Here is a 14,506-nt window from a genome sequence, read left to right as displayed (position 1 = left end):
GCGGGCCCGCCGCCGGGTCGAGAATGCCCGTGCGCACCTTCAGCGTCCGGGGACGCTGAGGCGTTACACCGTTGCGGTACGTTGACCAACCATGGCCGCCGCGACCTGCCGTAGGCACCGCATCCACCAGAGGCACCCATCATCGCCGGTCCCCCGTACCGGCACCATTGACCGAAAGCACTCCCCCGGAGCCGCAGGTGCGTGATCTTCTGCCGCCCGCCGTCGCGGTGGCCGTGGCCGGTCCGGACGACTGGTCCGGGCCGTTGCACGCGGCTGAGGCCGCCTGTATCGGAGACCGAGCGGTGGACAGCCGCCGCCGTGACTTCACCGCCGGCCGGGTCTGCGCCCGGCGCGCCATGGCGGCGCTCGGTCTCCCACCGGTCGCCGTACCAGCCGCGCCCGACCGCTCCCCAGTCTGGCCGGCGGGCACGGTCGGCACCATCACCCACACCCACGGCTACTGCGCCGCAGCCGTCGCCCGCAGTGACGAGATCCGGGCGGTCGGCATGGACGCCGAGCAGCACCGGGAACTCAGTGCGGGAGTACGCCGCCTGATCTGCCTACCCGACGAGCACGAGCAGATCGCGCGGCTGCCAACGGGCGTTTCCTGGCCGGCGGTGATCTTCAGCGCGAAGGAGACCGTGTACAAGGTGTGGCATCCGGTCGTCGGCAGTTGGCTCGACTTTCACGACGCTCTGGTACGCCTCGATCCCGATACCGGGACGTTCACCGCGCGAATCTCACCCGCTCGGGTCACCGACGCGTCGGTCGACGACCCGCCCGCGCTGATCACCGGCCGCTTCGCGGTGGAGGCCGACCTGGTGCGCACCGCCGCCGTGCTCACCATCCGCTAGCGAGCACCGCCGAGCTGCACCGCGACCGGCGACCGGATGTCCTGTCCTGAATGGACTTGTCTACACTCCGCCCGGTGATCAACAAGAGATGGTCGTCAGCCGCCCTGCTCGGGCTGCTGGCGGCGACCACGCTGGCCGGCCCGGTGCCGGCGCTTGCCGACGACCGGGCGGAACCCCCAGCCGAACCACCACGGGTCCAACTCGTACTTGATGTGAGTGGCTCGATGCGAGCCACCGACATCGACGGACGTAGCCGGATCTCCGTGGCTCAGCAGGCGTTCGGCGAGGTGGTGGACGCGCTGCCCGACGAGACACAGCTGGGCATCCGGGTGCTGGGCGCCACCTACAAGGGCAAGGACAAGCAGCAGGGCTGCCTGGACACCCAGCAGATCGTGCCGGTCGGTCCGGTCGACCGGGCGCAGGCCAAGGCCGCCGTGGCAACCCTACGACCGACCGGTTTCACGCCGGTCGGGCTCGCCCTGCGCGAAGCCGCCAAGGACCTCGGTACCGGCACCACCGCCCGACGAATCGTGCTGATCACCGATGGCGAGGACACCTGTGCCCCGCCGGACCCCTGCCAGGTGGCCCGTGAGCTGGCCGCCAAGGGCACCACGCTGGTGGTGGACACCCTCGGCCTCGCACCGGACGAGAAGGTACGCCGGCAGTTGCTCTGCATCGCCGCCGCCACCGGTGGTACCTACACCGCCGCACAGAGCGCCGAGGATCTGACCGACCGACTGAAGCAACTGGTGGACCGGGCCCGCGACACGTACGCCACCACTCCGGCGAAGGTCGACGGGACGGACACCTGCCAGGGGGCGCCCCTGCTCTCCGCCGGCGTCTACACCGACCGGGAAACCTTCTTTGAGCACCGTTGGTACCGGGTACCGGTGCGGCAAGGGCAGGAACTGCGGGCCTCGGTCAGCGTGGCGCTCGACCGCCCGATCAACCCCGACTACGGCGTGCTGCTGCGGGCCACTGCGACGGACGGTCGGGAACTCGTTCGCGGGGTGGACGCCGGCAGCGGACGTACCGACGTGATCTCCACTGGCCTGCGCTGGTCGGCCGGAGAGGACGCCGAGCGCGCCGAGGAGACCGACCCGACTCCGGCAGCCAGTTCGCGCCCCGCCGTCACCACCGTCTGCCTGGTGGTCAGCAACATGTTCTCGCCACGGGCGGGCACCGCGGCGGATCCGGGTATGCCCGTCGAGCTGACCGTCGACGTGGTCGCCGCTTCGTCCGCCCCGGACGGGCCGGACCTGGGCCGTGGCTGGATGCTGCTGCTCCTGCTGACCCTCGCCGGCCTGCTCACCGGGCTCGTCACCGGCCTGCTCACCCGCTGGTGGGTAGCCACCTGGAGGAACTGAGTGATGCTCACCCGATCGGCAACCGCCGCTGCCCTGCTCGCCGTCGGTGTCGCCCTGGCCCCCGGCACCGCACTCGCCGCGCCTACGCCCACCCCTTCCCCCGGTGCGGTCACCGTCACGAAGGCGGGCACCTCGTACCTGAGCGCCACCCCCGTCGCCGCCGGCCAGCCCGTCCGCGTCGCCGCCTCGACCGGTGAATACCTCTACTGGTCGTTCCCGGCCACGGCGGGCGAGGTCCACGAGATCACCGCGACGGTCACCCTCGCGCAGAACCGCGGCGGCCGATCCACCTGGACGGTGGAGGTCTTCGACGGGCTGCGACGCCGGCAGGCGTGCACGGCCGGCGCGCAGACACCGACCGCCGACGCTTCGGCGCGTACCGTCGGCATCGGCTGCACGCTGCGGCGGGTGCGCCCATGGGCCGAGCCGTGGTCCGGCGACCCACTACCCGGCACCTACTACGTGCGGCTGGCCGTGGTCGACGTCCCCGAGCCCGACCTCGGTCTGCCGATCGACGTGGACCTGCTGGTCTCGACCGTCGACGACGCCGGCACCTCCGCTGACGACGGCAGGTTGGAGGCGGCGCTGGTGCCACCGACCAACGCCGGCACTGTCTTCGACGCCGAACCGACGGTCGCAGCGGAGGGCGATGAGGACGACGGCTGGAACCTGAGCCTCACCGGCTGGCTGCCCGAGGCCGGGTCCCGCTGGATCTGGACCACCGCCGGCGGGATGCTGGCCGCGGTCGCGGGCGTGATCGGCTTCGCCCTCACCCGACGCCCCTCCACCAGGTGAGCCCCGCCGGCAGGTCGCATTGAGGTGCCCGCTGCGACCTGCCGGCGGTCCCCACGCCGAGCCAGCGGGAACAGGGCGGTGGCGGCGGGGCGCAGCCCCACCAGTCCCGATGCTGGCCACCGCACTAGTCCAGGGCGAAGGTGGCCGAGGCGCGTCCGGCTGCATCCGGTACCGCCTCCAGGTAGAGCAGTCCGTCGCGGTGGCGGACGTACTGCCCGGGGAAGTTCACCGACTCCAGCGACACCTTCGCCGCGTCGGCGAGCCCGGCCCTTCGGGTGAAGGTGGCGTCCTGTCGGAAGAGGTTCGAGCCGTCGTTGCGTTCCACCCAGATCTGGTGGTTGCGGTGCCGCAGGAAGTAGCCGGGATAGTTGGTCGATTCCAGCGAGACCGCCGAGGAGTTCGACAGGCCGGCGACGATCCGGAACTGCGAGTCGGCCAGGTTGGTGACGTTCGATTCCAGCCGGACCCGGAACTCCCAGTGCCGCAGGTAGCGGTCGGGCAGGTCGTGGGCGCGCAGCCGGACCGGCGTCAGGCCGTCCGGCACCGGTACGCCGAAGTTCGGGGTGCCGTCGGCGTTCCAGTAGACCCGCTGGACGCGGGTACGCCGGTTCGGGTCGCTCAGCGGGTCGTAACCGTTGCCGAGGTACCGCTCGTAGTTGCGGGAGTGGTAGACGATCACGTCGCTGCCGTCCTCGGCCACGGTGAACGAGTTGTGGCCCGGGCCGTACTGACCGGTCCGGCTGTCGCTGGTCAGCACCGGTGTGGCGCGCTTGGTCCACGAGGCCGGGTTGAGCAGGTCGCTGTTGGCCTGGGCGGTGAGCAGGCCGACCGCGTAACTGGCGTCGGTGGCGCTCGCCGAGTAGGTCATGAAGACCCGGCCGTTGCGGATCAGCACCGCCGGGCCCTCGTTCACCCGGTAACCCCGGGTCTCCCAGGCGTGGGTCGGGGTGGCGATCAGGCTCGGGGTGCCGGCGTACGTCCAGGGGTTGACGGCTCGCGCGAGGTAGATGTTCGAATTGCTGCCGGCGTACTCCGCCCAGGCCAGGTAGCGCTGGCCGTTGTGCACGAAGGTCGTCGCGTCGAGCGAGAAGCTGCTGCGTGCCGGCTGGAGTTGACCACGCTCGACCCACGGGCCGTCGAGCGGGTTCGCGGCGCTGCTCTCCAGCACGTACGGCCGGATGGCCCAGATGTCGTCGGTGCGGCCGGCGGCGAAGTAGACGTACCACCGGCCGTCGATGAAGTGGATCTCCGGGGCCCAGATGTGCGCGCCCATCTCGCCGCTGCTGTGCCGCCGCCAGATCACCCGCTCGCTGGCGGTGGCGAGCCCCTGCAGAGTGGTGGCGCGGCGCAGCACGATGCGGTCGTACTCCGGGACGGTCGCGGTGAAGTAGTAGTAGCCGTCGGTGTGCCGGTAGATGTGCGGGTCGGCGCGCTGTTCGGCCAGCGGATTGGTGAATGTGACGGCGGCGGCCCGCGCTGGGGCGGCCGGCCCCACCAGCGTGCTGGTCACCGCGATCATCAGGGCGGCGCACGCCGCTGCCCACCTGCGGTACGTGAGCTGAGGCCGTGTCATCGCCTTCGCCCTTCCGCCGACTGCGAGCCGACCGTCCGGGGCGGGCACAGTCCCCGTCCGACCGTGCCCGCCGTGCCCGCCTCATTGATAGCGTTAACAATCACCCGCCGTCAAGAGACGGACATCTATTAGACGTCTGGCCGCAACACATCAACCGCCCAGCGCAGGCATCCCGGATCCGCACGCCCGCAGGAGTCCCACAGGTACGGGCCGACCCGGACAGGCGAGCAGGGTCGCCCGATCCTCCAGGCCCCGGGCCGGTCACACCGCGACGGGTCGCTCTAATCCGTCCAGGTCAAACTCAAACACTCCTGATGAAGCGATGCGCCAACGGGCGGCGGCTCGACGCCTGCCGGGAGTTTCGTTTCAGCATCGGTGACGGCGCAGCGCAACTGGCTGGATGAAAGGTCTGTCACGCCGCGCAAGTCGGCACCCGAAAGATCGGCTCGCCAGAACGACGTTCCGAAGAGAGTCGCGTTGCGCAGGCTCGCTCCCTTGAGATCGGCGCCATGGAGAAGAGAATGGGCCAGGTTGGCGTTGTCAAGTTTGGCCAGCTCCAGTTGGGTGCTCCGCAGACGGGCGCTCGACATCCGCACCTCGCGTAGATCTGCACCCCGCAGGTCAGCCCCATTGAGGGAAATACCATCGATCCGGGCCCCTCGGAGATAGGTGTTCGGAAGTTCCAATCCGTCCCCACTGCGCTGGTTGTTGGCAATTCCTTCCGGTGTCAGGACCGCCCGGTCATCTTCTTCCGAATTTCGTCTGGCGAGTACGGTCAAGGCAGCCTGAACGTCCATCGGCAGCCGGGCACGGCGGTCCGATCGGTGTTCAGGCCGGCTGGCCGACTCCTGCGGAGCATCGGCTTCAGGGGCATCCGGCAGCGGAGAATTCAGCCGCACGAAGCCGGCAATGATCTCGATCGTCGCCGGCTGGTCGGGCGGCGAGTTCCGCATCAACTGCTCAAGGGCATAGATGGCACCCACCCGCAGTAGGAGTTTCTCGCGCCCAGGCTCGTTGAGTTGCCGCACCGCGTCGTTGTACCTGTCACTGGCCTGTCCTTTGAGCGTCACATCAAGCTGCGCACGGTCGGCCTCATTACTGAGGTAGAGTCCGACCGCGACCACTAAGACCGACACGATGCTTCCTATGGCGATCAGGCGATGCCAGGGATCAGGCTTGATTTCCACACGCGGGAAATCCTGGGTCTGCGTCCACGCTGGACCCGCCGGCTTTCGCGACCGAATCCTGTTCGCGGGCCTACTGGCCCGGACATGACGTCTTCGGCGACCTTGACCAGGGCTTGGGCCCTGACCCGCACCGCCGCCCCTCACGTGTTTTCTGCGGAAGACCACTTTCAACCCCTCACCGCACCATGAGATCAATGGGAGCGGACCTTCACCGAAGCGGAATCGCCACCTCGTTACAGGTGCAAGATACGGGCGCAATCATGATCACCGGTTGAATCGCTTCCGGCCTGGTCCAGTCGGATTGTGGACATCGTCGAACGCACGCACTACGACGGTTGTGCGGCCGAATCCTTCAACGGCCTGACTGGTCGGGCAGTCAGGCGGTCGGGCAGTCAGGCGGTCGGGCAGTCAGGCGGTCGGGCAGTCAGGCGGTCGCGCCGCCGTCGACGGCGATCGACGCGCCGTTGATGTGCCGGCCGCCGTCGCCCACCAGGTGACTGACCGTGGCCGCCACGTCGGCCGGTGCCGCGTACCGGCCGAGGGCGATGTGCGACCGCTGGGCGTCGGCACCGGCGCTGTCGGCCGGGTTCATGTCGGTGTCGGTCGAGCCCGGCAGGATCAGATTGACGGTGATCCCGCGAGGCCCAAGCTCCCTGGCCAGCGCCCGGGTCAGCCCGTTGACCGCGCTCTTGGTCATCGCGTACGCGCTCACCCCCGGGGCCGGGACACGGCTGGCGAAGCTGCTGCCGATGTTGACGATCCGGCCACCGTCACCCATGTGACGTACCGCTGCCTGGGTGGCCAGGTACACCCCGCGCACGTTGACCGCGACCGCCCGGTCGAGGTCCTCGAAGCTGACCGCCTCGATCGGCCCACCCGCGAACACCCCGGCGTTGTTGACCAGAATGTCCAGTCGCCCCATCTCGGCGACGGTCCGCTCCACGGCACCGACAACCGCCGCCGGGTCCGCGCTGTCCGCACAGATCGCCAGACCCGCGCCTCTGTACGCCTCGATGTCGGCCAGGACGGACTTCGCGCGGTCCCCGGCGCTGCGGTAGGTGAACGCGACGTCCACGCCATCCTCGGCGAGCCGGCGGGCGACGGCGGCACCGATACCCCGACTTCCGCCCGTGACCAGTGCAACCCTGCCGGCAAGTTGGACCGTCATGCCGGCAATCCTGACAGTTCACTCAGGACAGCCGCCCGTCGGGTCGTCGATCACCCTTACGTGAGCACCCACCCGGTCGGCAACGGTGACGCTGGGACGCCGGGTAGCCTCGCCGACCATGCAACGAAAGGTTTTCGTAGTAGCTACTCTGTGCTACGCCGCAGTGGTCGGTTACGGTGCACTCGTCTGGCCGGAGCGGGTGGCGCTGCACTTCGGGGCCGATCTGCACGCCGACTGGTACGGCTCACGCGGTACGGCGATCCTGGTCGCCGTGGCGCTCGGTGTTTGCATGGCGGCGGCGTTCGTCGGTTGTGCGGCCCTGGTCAGCCGGATCCCGCTCGACCTCCTCAACGTCCCGCATCCGTCGTACTGGAAACAACCGGAGCACGTGGCCGAGCTGCGCCGCCGCTCCGCCGAGGACATGTACCACCTCGGAGCGGTCACGATTTTCTTTCTCGCCGGCGTCCTCATCCTGGCCGTCCAGGCGTCGACCAGCGTCGACCACCGGTTGTCCGGGGCGGCCCCGATCCTGCTGATCGGATATCTCGGCTACCTCACCGGGTGGACGATCTGGCTCTGGCTCCGCCGCTACCGGCCGCCGGCACGCTGAACCACTCCGCGCCTGCGTCATATCCGTTCGGGGCCCGGATGCCGAGCAGGTGGCGGCCTTGCCAACGTTGGAAACGTAGATGCATTGGTGACCGAAGAAGAATCGTCGCCGCAACATCGTCAGCACGGCGCTTCGGGAGGCTGCGGGGAACCGCTCGGGGGCGGCGCTTCCGGGCTGAGTTGTGCCGGATCTGTGCCAAATGACCAATGGCCAGCGTTTCCGCTGGCCATTAATGGTGTGGGTGGAGCTGAGGGGATTTGAACCCCTGACCCCCTCGATGCGAACGAGGTGCGCTACCGGTCTGCGCCACAGCCCCTCCGCCGGTCTACCGGCGTCGGTCCCACCCGGCTTTCACCGGGCGGGCCGGCGACAAGGCTAACAGGTTCAGCGCCCCCGCCGCGAACCACCCCGCCCACTGAGCCTCCCAAGATCCTCGCAGTTTCCCCGATATTGCTGCCTTCAGCCGATCCGAGGCAGCACTATCCCCGAACTTGTCGCCTCGCACGGCGCCCAGGGGCGAGGGCGAGCGCCTCGGCGAAGGCGAAGGCGAGGGCAGGGGCGAGGGCAGGGGCGAGGGCGAGGGCAGGGGCGGGGTCAGGCGGAGTGGGAGCCGGGGCCGGTTTCGTAGGGGCGGCCCCGCAGGCCGCCGGCTCGGCGGTAGGAGACCGAGCCGCCGCTGGCGGCCTGCGGCAGGTCGGCCGGACGGTCCAGGCCCATCGCGTTGCGTCGGACGGATTCCCGCTGGGCTGCCAGGCGACGCTGCGCCTCACGACGGGCCGCTGCCCGGCGGGCCTGCTCACGGCGTACCTCGGCCTGACGAGCCGCCAGCCACGCGGCCTCGCGAGCCAGGGCCCGACGTCGTCGGCGGTCAGCCACCGCACGGGCGCGCAGGTGTACGACGTACACGATCAGCAGGGTGGCGGTGACCGCGAAGCTGATCCAGAATCCGGGGCCGACGACCAGCACGCCGATCAGCTCGACGGCGTTGAGCAGCACCAGCGCGGCGAGCACCCGGCGGCGGCGGTAGATGGCGGGGGTGTGGTGACGGTGCCGGTCCGGGCGACGGCGGGTTCGGCCTCCACCCACCGGTACGGCGCGCAACCGGCTCGGCCGACCGGATCGGCGCGGCACCGGGCGTTCGCCAGCCGCGCTGCGGGAAGAGCCACCGCTCCCCTCAGCGGGACCTGACGGCAACTCGCCACCGTCACCTGAGCGACGAGGCGCGGGAGGAACCGAGCGACGTAGAGCGGGCGGACCGGAGACCGGACTGGCGAGCTCCCCCGAGCCGCGATCCTCACTGAGAGTGATCACCAGGGCACGGGAGGGGTTGACCGGTCGTCGACCGGGGACAGTGCGACGGCGTCGGCGGCGCTGAAGCACCCGCGCCGTCGACTGCGCCCGCTCCGCCACCAGCCGCTCGGCGGCGTCGTACCGGCGAACCAGCGCCGGAGCGAGGGCGAGCAGACCGGCGGCGGCGAGGACGGCGAGGAGCACCGAGGTCGGCACCCTCACCCCTCCCGTCACCAAATTCGGAGCAAGCGCCGACCGCCGCAGGATCTTCCACCGATCGGCATCGGCGACGTGAATCATGCGGAGCGGGCAACGCCTGCCGCAGCTTGCAGTTACCTGAGGTTACGGGTCACCGTCGCCGGAACCGCCGCGCCGCGCCGATCCCGCACGTGGGACGGCTCACGGGGTACGAGCACGCAGCCGATGCCAACGGGCCAGCAGGCCACCCTCGGCGGCGATCTCCTCGCTGGTCATCGCGTAGCCGATGTGATCACGCCAAGCACCGTCGATGTGCATGTAGCGCGCGTGGTACGCCTCCTCGCGGAAGCCCAGCTTCTCCACCACCCGACGCGACGGCCGGTTTTCGGGACGGATGTTGACCTCGATCCGGTGCAACCCGCCGGAGCCGAAGGCGTGGTCGACCGCCAGCGCCAGCGCGGTGGGGATGACGCCTCGGCCGGCGACCCGCCGGTCGACCCAGTAACCGACGTACCCGGAGCAGAAGGCGCGGCGCACGATGTTGCCCACGTTGATGTGACCGACCAGCCGCTGCACCCCGTCCTCGTGCAGGCAGACCGCGAACGGCATCCCCTCACCGGTACGTGCCGAGTGTCGCTGGTCGCGATAGACCCAGCGGAACGTCGCCGGGGAGTTCACCTCGTCCCAGTCACCGGGCACCGACGACTCCCAGGGGGCCAGCCACTCCCGGTTGGCCCGGCGCACCTGCGACCAGGCCGCCGCGTCCGACCGCCGGTACGGCCGCAGCAGCACCGAACCGTCGGAGAGCACCGCCGGCCAGCCAGGCGCGCGTCGGAACACCGAACCTCCACTCCGGAGCATCACCGGTGGATCACCGGCGGCGGTCCAGCAGCAACACGTCGACAGTGGAGCCGGCGGCAGCGGCAGTCACCCGCTCACCGAGAACGAGAAGCCCGTTCGCCTCTGCCAGGCCGGAAAGCGTGAACGGACCGCCGTTGAGCGGTTGAACAGTGTAACCCCCGCCACGGCGTTCAGCGACGTGTGCGGGACGGAACTCGCGCAGCCCGGCCGGGGAGGAGACGGTCTCCAGCAGATGTGCCCGTACGCTGGGACGAAACACCGGCTCCGCGCCGGCCAGCAGGTTGATCGCGGGCCGAGCCAGCACCTCGAAGCCGATCATCGCCGCCCCCGGGTCGCCGGGCAGGCAGACCACCGGCACCTCCTCGGCGCCGACGGTACCGAAGCCGAGGGCGGTACCCGGATAGAGCGCCACGTCGGTGAAGGTGACCGGACCGGCGCGGCTGCCCTCCCGGCGCGACAGGATCCGGCGGACCATGTCACCCGGCCCGGTGCCGGTGCCGCCGGTCGTGATGATCAGGTCGGCGCGCAGGGTCTGGTCCTCCAGCAGCCCACGCAGCCCTTCCGGGTCGTCGTCACAGATACCCACCCGGTAGGCCAGCGCTCCCACCTCGGCCGCCGCAGCCGTCAGGGCGTGCGAGTTGGCGTCGACGACCTGCCCCGGCTGACTGCCCCGGCCGACGTCGACCAGTTCGTCGCCGGTGGCCACGATCACCACCCGAGGGCTCGGGCGCACCACCACGTGACCGATGCCGGTCGCGGCGAGCACCGCCACCAACGCCGGCGAGACGTAGGTGCCGGAGCGGGCGAGCAGTTCGCCGGCCGCCACCTCCTCGCCCGTCCGGCGGACCCCGTACCCCCGTTTCGGAACCCGGAAGATCTCCACTGCCGCCATGCCCTGGTCGGTCCACTCCACCGGGACGACCACGTCCGCGCCGATCGGCAGTGGCGCGCCGGCTGCCACGGAGAAACACGAGCCCGGGGTGAGCCGCACCGGTCGCCAGCTCGCCGCGCCCAGATCACCGACGACGTTGAGTCGTACGGTGCGACCGCCCGGCCGACTGGACTGGGCCGGGACGTATCCCACGCCCCGGCCACCACCCGCGATGTCCTCCCAGCGCGCCGCGTACCCGTCCACAGCCGCCTGGTCGAAGGCCGGGAACGAGTGCGGGGCGACGACGTCCTCGGCGAGAACGTTGCCGTACGCCTGGGTGAGGTCGAGGTCGAGCGGAGGCAGCGCGCGCAACCTGCGCAGCACGCTGCTCAGGTAGTCGGCGAGCGGCGTCAACCCGTTTTCGGCCGCCTCGGCGTCGGCCGTCGTGGTCATGTATTCGGACCGCCCGACGCGTCCGAGTTGACGAACTCGGCCAGCCACTTGCGGAACTCGCTACCCAGGTCCTCGCGGTCGGCGGCGATCTGGACCACGGTCTGCAGGTAGCCCAGGGGCATGCCGGTGTCGTAGCGGATGCCTCGATAGACGATCGCGTGCACCGGTGTGCCCTCGGTACGCAGGATCTCCATCGCGTCGGTCAGCTGGATCTCCCCGCCGCTGCCGGGCTTCGTCCGACGAATGGCGTCGAAGATCTTGCCGGGCAGCACGTAGCGGCCGAGCACGGCGAGGTTGCTCGGCGCGTCCTCCGGCTTCGGCTTCTCCACCATGCCGGTCACCTTCACGACCTCGCCGATGTCAGTCAGCTCGGACTCGGCCGGCTCGACGGAGGCGATCCCGTACCGCTTTGTCTCTGCCGGGTCGACCTCGAAGAAGGCGAGCACCACCCCACCCGTACGCTTCTGAAGCTCCAGCATGGCCGGCAGCAGCGGCTCGCTGAGGTTGACGAACTCGTCGCCGAGCAGCACCGCGAAGGGCTCGTCGCCGACGTGGGACTCCGCGTACCCGACGGCGTGCCCGAGGCCGAGCTGCTCCGGCTGGCGACAGGTGTAGATGGACGCCAGTTCCTCGGTCCGCTTGACGGCCGCGAGCAGATCAGGCTTCTCCGCGAGCCGTTCCTCCAGGTCGGGGCGACGGTCGAAGTGGTCCACCATCGACGTCTTGCCCCGACCGGTGATCAGCAGCACGTCGCCGATGCCGGCCTGGGCGGCTTCCTCGACGATGTACTGCAACACCGGCCGGTCGACGACCGGCAGCAGTTCCTTGGGAACGGCCTTGGTGGCCGGCAGGAACCGGGTGGCCAGGCCGGCGGCTGGGATGACGGCTTTGACGGCACGGGGACGGCCGGTGGCGGTGGCCGCTGAGGGGTTCGCTGAGTGCTCCGACATGCCGCGAGACTATCGGCCATCGGCGTGCCTCGGCGGGTGAGGACCAGAAGACGCGCCGCCCACCGGACCGGTTCTGCCGGTGCCGACGGCACCGGATCCGGCAGGCACCTCGGCGGGGGCCGGCACGCTCGGACCGACGTCCCGGCCAGCCGACGTGCCGCCGATGGCCGGCATGTCGGGTCCGGCCCGGGGCAGTCCGTCGGCGGGGCTACGGGCGACCGCCGGCACCGGTACCTCACGGGTCGGCGACGCCTGGCGGGTGGGCGCCAGTCGCCAGGTGTCCCGGCTGGCGGTCTTCGCGGCGTAGAGCGCCTCGTCCGCCGCTGCCAACACCTGCGGTCCGGTGTCGGCGTGGTCCGGAAAAACGGCGATGCCGATGGAGACGGACACCGGGATCAGCTCCCGGACACCGGCGTGCCCCAGCGCCGTCACCGGAGTGGCCCGGACGGCCGCGCCGAGCCGCTCGGCGACGATGGCCGCGCCACGGGCATCGGTCTCCGGCAGCAGCACCACGAACTCCTCCCCGCCCCGGCGGAAGGCCAGGTCCACCTCCCGGATCTCGCCGCGTACCCGGCGGGCGAACTCGGCCAGCACGGTGTCCCCGGCCGCGTGCCCGTACGTGTCGTTGACCTGCTTGAAGCGGTCCAGGTCGAGGGCGAGGACGCTGACCATCCGACCGAACCGGCTGGCCCGTTCCACCTCCCGACGCAGCGACTCGCGCAGGTACCGGTAGTTCCACAGCCCGGTCAGCGGGTCGGTGAGCGACAGCCGTTGCGCCTCCTCGTGTACGCGCACGTTGTCCACGGCGACCGCGGCGTGCCGGGCGAAGGTGCGCAGGGTGGCCAGATCGTCGTCGTCGAACTCCTCCCCGCCGAGGCGGTCGTAGAGGGCCAGCACGCCCAGCACGGCCTCCGCCGGTCGGCCCGATCCGACGGCCGCCGGTGCCGCTCCCGGCGCGTCGCCACCGGTCGCGTCGGGCGCGGTGAACGGCACCGCGATGTACGTCCGGCAGCGCGGCTCGTCCGGGGAGACGATCGTCGGTTCCACCCGACCTCGGCGCGGCTGGCCTGTCGCCGCGACCGCACCGACCACCCCGCTGCCCAGCGCTACCCGCAGTGGTGCGACGCCGGACCAGCGGTCGTCGAGCCCCGCGCTGCATCGGGCGACGAGTTGCCCACCCTCCTCGGTGAGCAGCACCGCCCCCGCTCGGGCCCCGGTCGCGGCCAGCGCGCTGTGCAGGATCACCCGCAGGATCCGGGGCAGGTCATGGGTGCTGGCCAGCGTGTCGCCGAGCACGGCAAGGTGTCCGCGCAACTGGTCCCGGCTGCTGGTCAGCGCCGCCAGGTAGCCGCCCGTCTCACGAGTCATCCGATTGAAGGCGACGGCCAGCCGGCCGAGCTCGTCGCTGCTGCGTACCGGTACCCGGACGGTGAGATCGCCGGTGGCGACCCGGTCGGCCGCACCGGCCAGTTCCACAAGTGGCCGGGTGCTCACCCGGGCCAGCCGCCATGCGACGGCCACGCCCAGCAGGGCGGCCAGCAGCACCACGCCGACCAGCACCGCGTGCAGGCCCGGCGGTTGGTCACTCGGTACCGAGAGCACCAGGGGCAACGGCTGTCCGATGGCCGGGCCGGCGCGACGCACGTACCGACCGTCGGTGGTGCCGGTGACGCGCTCGCCGTGCAGCGAGGCGGCGGCGGCCAGCACCGCGTCACGACCGTTGCCGGACTCGGTGCTGTGCGCCACCTGGACGGACGGACCCCCGTCGAGCAGGGTCACCGCGACCCCGGTCACCGAGGCGAGTCGCGCGACGAAGGCGGGGTCGACCGGCTGGGCGGCGGCGACCGTACCCAGTGCCGAGCCGGCGGCATCGCGCAGTTGCACCCGTACCACGAGGGCGCTGACCGATCCGCCGGATGGTTCCGCCATGGCGCATTCCCGCCAGGGCGCCGGGGGTGGGTCCGGGGTGGCGTAGCTGACCCGACCGGTCTCGTCGGTGACGAGCACCGCGGTGGCCAGCCCTCGGCGGACCACCTGCGCGGCGGTCCCCGCACGGTCAGCGGTGACGGCGACCGCGTCGGCTGCGGCGCGTAGCTGCTGGCAGAGGGCGTCGATCGAGGTGCGTACGGCCGCGGCGGCCACCGCCAACCGCTCGGTGGCCCGGCTGCGGTCAACCGTCGCGACGGTGGAGGCGACGAAGACGGCACCGAGCAGGACCGGGCCGAACGCCACCGCCAGGAAGGCTGCGGTCAACCGCCCGCGTAGCGTCAACGCTTCCCCTTCCCCCCGGAAGTTGCGCGACCGTCGCCTGCGATGCTGACACAGAGCG

12 protein-coding genes and 1 tRNA gene are annotated in these 14,506 nt (G+C 70.9%); 4 read left to right on the top strand and 9 right to left on the bottom strand.

Features of this window, described 5'->3' with window-relative positions; translation table 11 throughout:
* Window positions 1-197: 197 nt before the first annotated feature.
* The 3 genes from Vlu01_RS00475 (at window position 198) to Vlu01_RS00465 (ending at window position 3,016) form a co-directional block, all read left to right on the top strand.
* Window positions 198-854 (top strand): 4'-phosphopantetheinyl transferase family protein, encoded by a 657-nt coding sequence (locus tag Vlu01_RS00475; RefSeq protein WP_203990774.1) that lies wholly within the window; start codon window positions 198-200, stop codon window positions 852-854.
* Between the two features lie 74 nt (window positions 855-928).
* Entirely contained in the window at window positions 929-2,221 is a 1,293-nt protein-coding gene (locus tag Vlu01_RS00470) for a VWA domain-containing protein (RefSeq protein WP_239095607.1), read from the top strand.
* A gap of 3 nt (window positions 2,222-2,224) precedes the next feature.
* Window positions 2,225-3,016 (top strand): peptidase, encoded by a 792-nt coding sequence (locus tag Vlu01_RS00465; RefSeq protein ID WP_203990768.1) that lies wholly within the window; start codon window positions 2,225-2,227, stop codon window positions 3,014-3,016.
* A gap of 124 nt (window positions 3,017-3,140) precedes the next feature.
* Here Vlu01_RS00465 and Vlu01_RS00460 read toward each other — a convergent pair whose 3' ends face one another.
* The 3 genes from Vlu01_RS00460 to Vlu01_RS00450 form a co-directional block, all read right to left on the bottom strand.
* Complete coding sequence (locus Vlu01_RS00460) at window positions 3,141-4,589, bottom strand: family 43 glycosylhydrolase (protein ID WP_203990765.1); 1,449 nt, start codon at window positions 4,587-4,589, stop codon at window positions 3,141-3,143.
* A gap of 281 nt (window positions 4,590-4,870) precedes the next feature.
* Window positions 4,871-5,776 (bottom strand): pentapeptide repeat-containing protein, encoded by a 906-nt coding sequence (locus tag Vlu01_RS00455; RefSeq protein WP_203990763.1) that lies wholly within the window; start codon window positions 5,774-5,776, stop codon window positions 4,871-4,873.
* Window positions 5,777-6,200: 424 nt separating this feature from the next.
* Window positions 6,201-6,944, bottom strand: coding sequence for an SDR family NAD(P)-dependent oxidoreductase (locus Vlu01_RS00450; protein ID WP_203990760.1), 744 nt, complete (start codon window positions 6,942-6,944; stop codon window positions 6,201-6,203).
* A 118-nt stretch (window positions 6,945-7,062) separates the two neighbouring features.
* Here Vlu01_RS00450 and Vlu01_RS00445 point away from each other — a divergent pair, with 118 nt between their 5' ends.
* Window positions 7,063-7,554, top strand: coding sequence for a DUF1648 domain-containing protein (locus Vlu01_RS00445; protein WP_203990757.1), 492 nt, complete (start codon window positions 7,063-7,065; stop codon window positions 7,552-7,554).
* Window positions 7,555-7,796: 242 nt separating this feature from the next.
* On the opposite strand, the gene Vlu01_RS00440 is transcribed toward Vlu01_RS00445, so the two are convergent.
* The 6 genes from Vlu01_RS00440 to Vlu01_RS00415 all read right to left on the bottom strand — a co-directional run bounded on the left by Vlu01_RS00440 (window position 7,797) and on the right by Vlu01_RS00415 (window position 14,448).
* Window positions 7,797-7,870: transfer RNA gene (locus Vlu01_RS00440), tRNA-Ala, on the bottom strand.
* Between the two features lie 278 nt (window positions 7,871-8,148).
* Complete coding sequence (locus tag Vlu01_RS00435; RefSeq protein ID WP_203990754.1) at window positions 8,149-9,066, bottom strand: hypothetical protein; 918 nt, start codon at window positions 9,064-9,066, stop codon at window positions 8,149-8,151.
* Between the two features lie 177 nt (window positions 9,067-9,243).
* The gene (locus Vlu01_RS00430; RefSeq protein ID WP_373307231.1) at window positions 9,244-9,852 is read right to left on the bottom strand and encodes a GNAT family N-acetyltransferase; all 609 of its coding nucleotides are present in this window, start codon (window positions 9,850-9,852) and stop codon (window positions 9,244-9,246) included.
* A gap of 61 nt (window positions 9,853-9,913) precedes the next feature.
* A complete protein-coding gene (locus Vlu01_RS00425) occupies window positions 9,914-11,227 on the bottom strand; it encodes a molybdopterin molybdotransferase MoeA (protein WP_203990748.1) in 1,314 nt (437 codons plus the stop codon).
* Window positions 11,224-12,177 (bottom strand): UTP--glucose-1-phosphate uridylyltransferase, encoded by a 954-nt coding sequence (locus Vlu01_RS00420; protein ID WP_203990745.1) that lies wholly within the window; start codon window positions 12,175-12,177, stop codon window positions 11,224-11,226. Before Vlu01_RS00420 ends, Vlu01_RS00425 begins: the two co-directional genes overlap by 4 nt.
* Window positions 12,178-12,186: 9 nt before the next feature.
* The gene (locus Vlu01_RS00415) at window positions 12,187-14,448 is read right to left on the bottom strand and encodes a GGDEF domain-containing protein (protein WP_203990741.1); all 2,262 of its coding nucleotides are present in this window, start codon (window positions 14,446-14,448) and stop codon (window positions 12,187-12,189) included.
* Window positions 14,449-14,506: the final 58 nt, after the last annotated feature.

This window comes from Micromonospora lutea (genome assembly GCF_016863535.1).
Lineage (GTDB): Bacteria > Actinomycetota > Actinomycetes > Mycobacteriales > Micromonosporaceae > Micromonospora > Micromonospora lutea.
This window is presented reverse-complemented; position numbering and strand designations above follow the sequence as displayed.

What these genes read in the sequence shown, in the direction of transcription:
- Vlu01_RS00465 (WP_203990768.1), top strand. Translation starts at nt 2,225, where the DNA reads ATGCTCACCCGATCGGCAACCGCCGCTGCCCTGCTCGCCGTCGGTGTC.
- Vlu01_RS00460 (WP_203990765.1), bottom strand. Translation starts at nt 4,589, where the DNA reads ATGACACGGCCTCAGCTCACGTACCGCAGGTGGGCAGCGGCGTGCGCC.
- Vlu01_RS00450 (WP_203990760.1), bottom strand. Translation starts at nt 6,944, where the DNA reads ATGACGGTCCAACTTGCCGGCAGGGTTGCACTGGTCACGGGCGGAAGT.
- Vlu01_RS00445 (WP_203990757.1), top strand. Translation starts at nt 7,063, where the DNA reads ATGCAACGAAAGGTTTTCGTAGTAGCTACTCTGTGCTACGCCGCAGTG.
- Vlu01_RS00425 (WP_203990748.1), bottom strand. Translation starts at nt 11,227, where the DNA reads ATGACCACGACGGCCGACGCCGAGGCGGCCGAAAACGGGTTGACGCCG.
- Vlu01_RS00420 (WP_203990745.1), bottom strand. Translation starts at nt 12,177, where the DNA reads ATGTCGGAGCACTCAGCGAACCCCTCAGCGGCCACCGCCACCGGCCGT.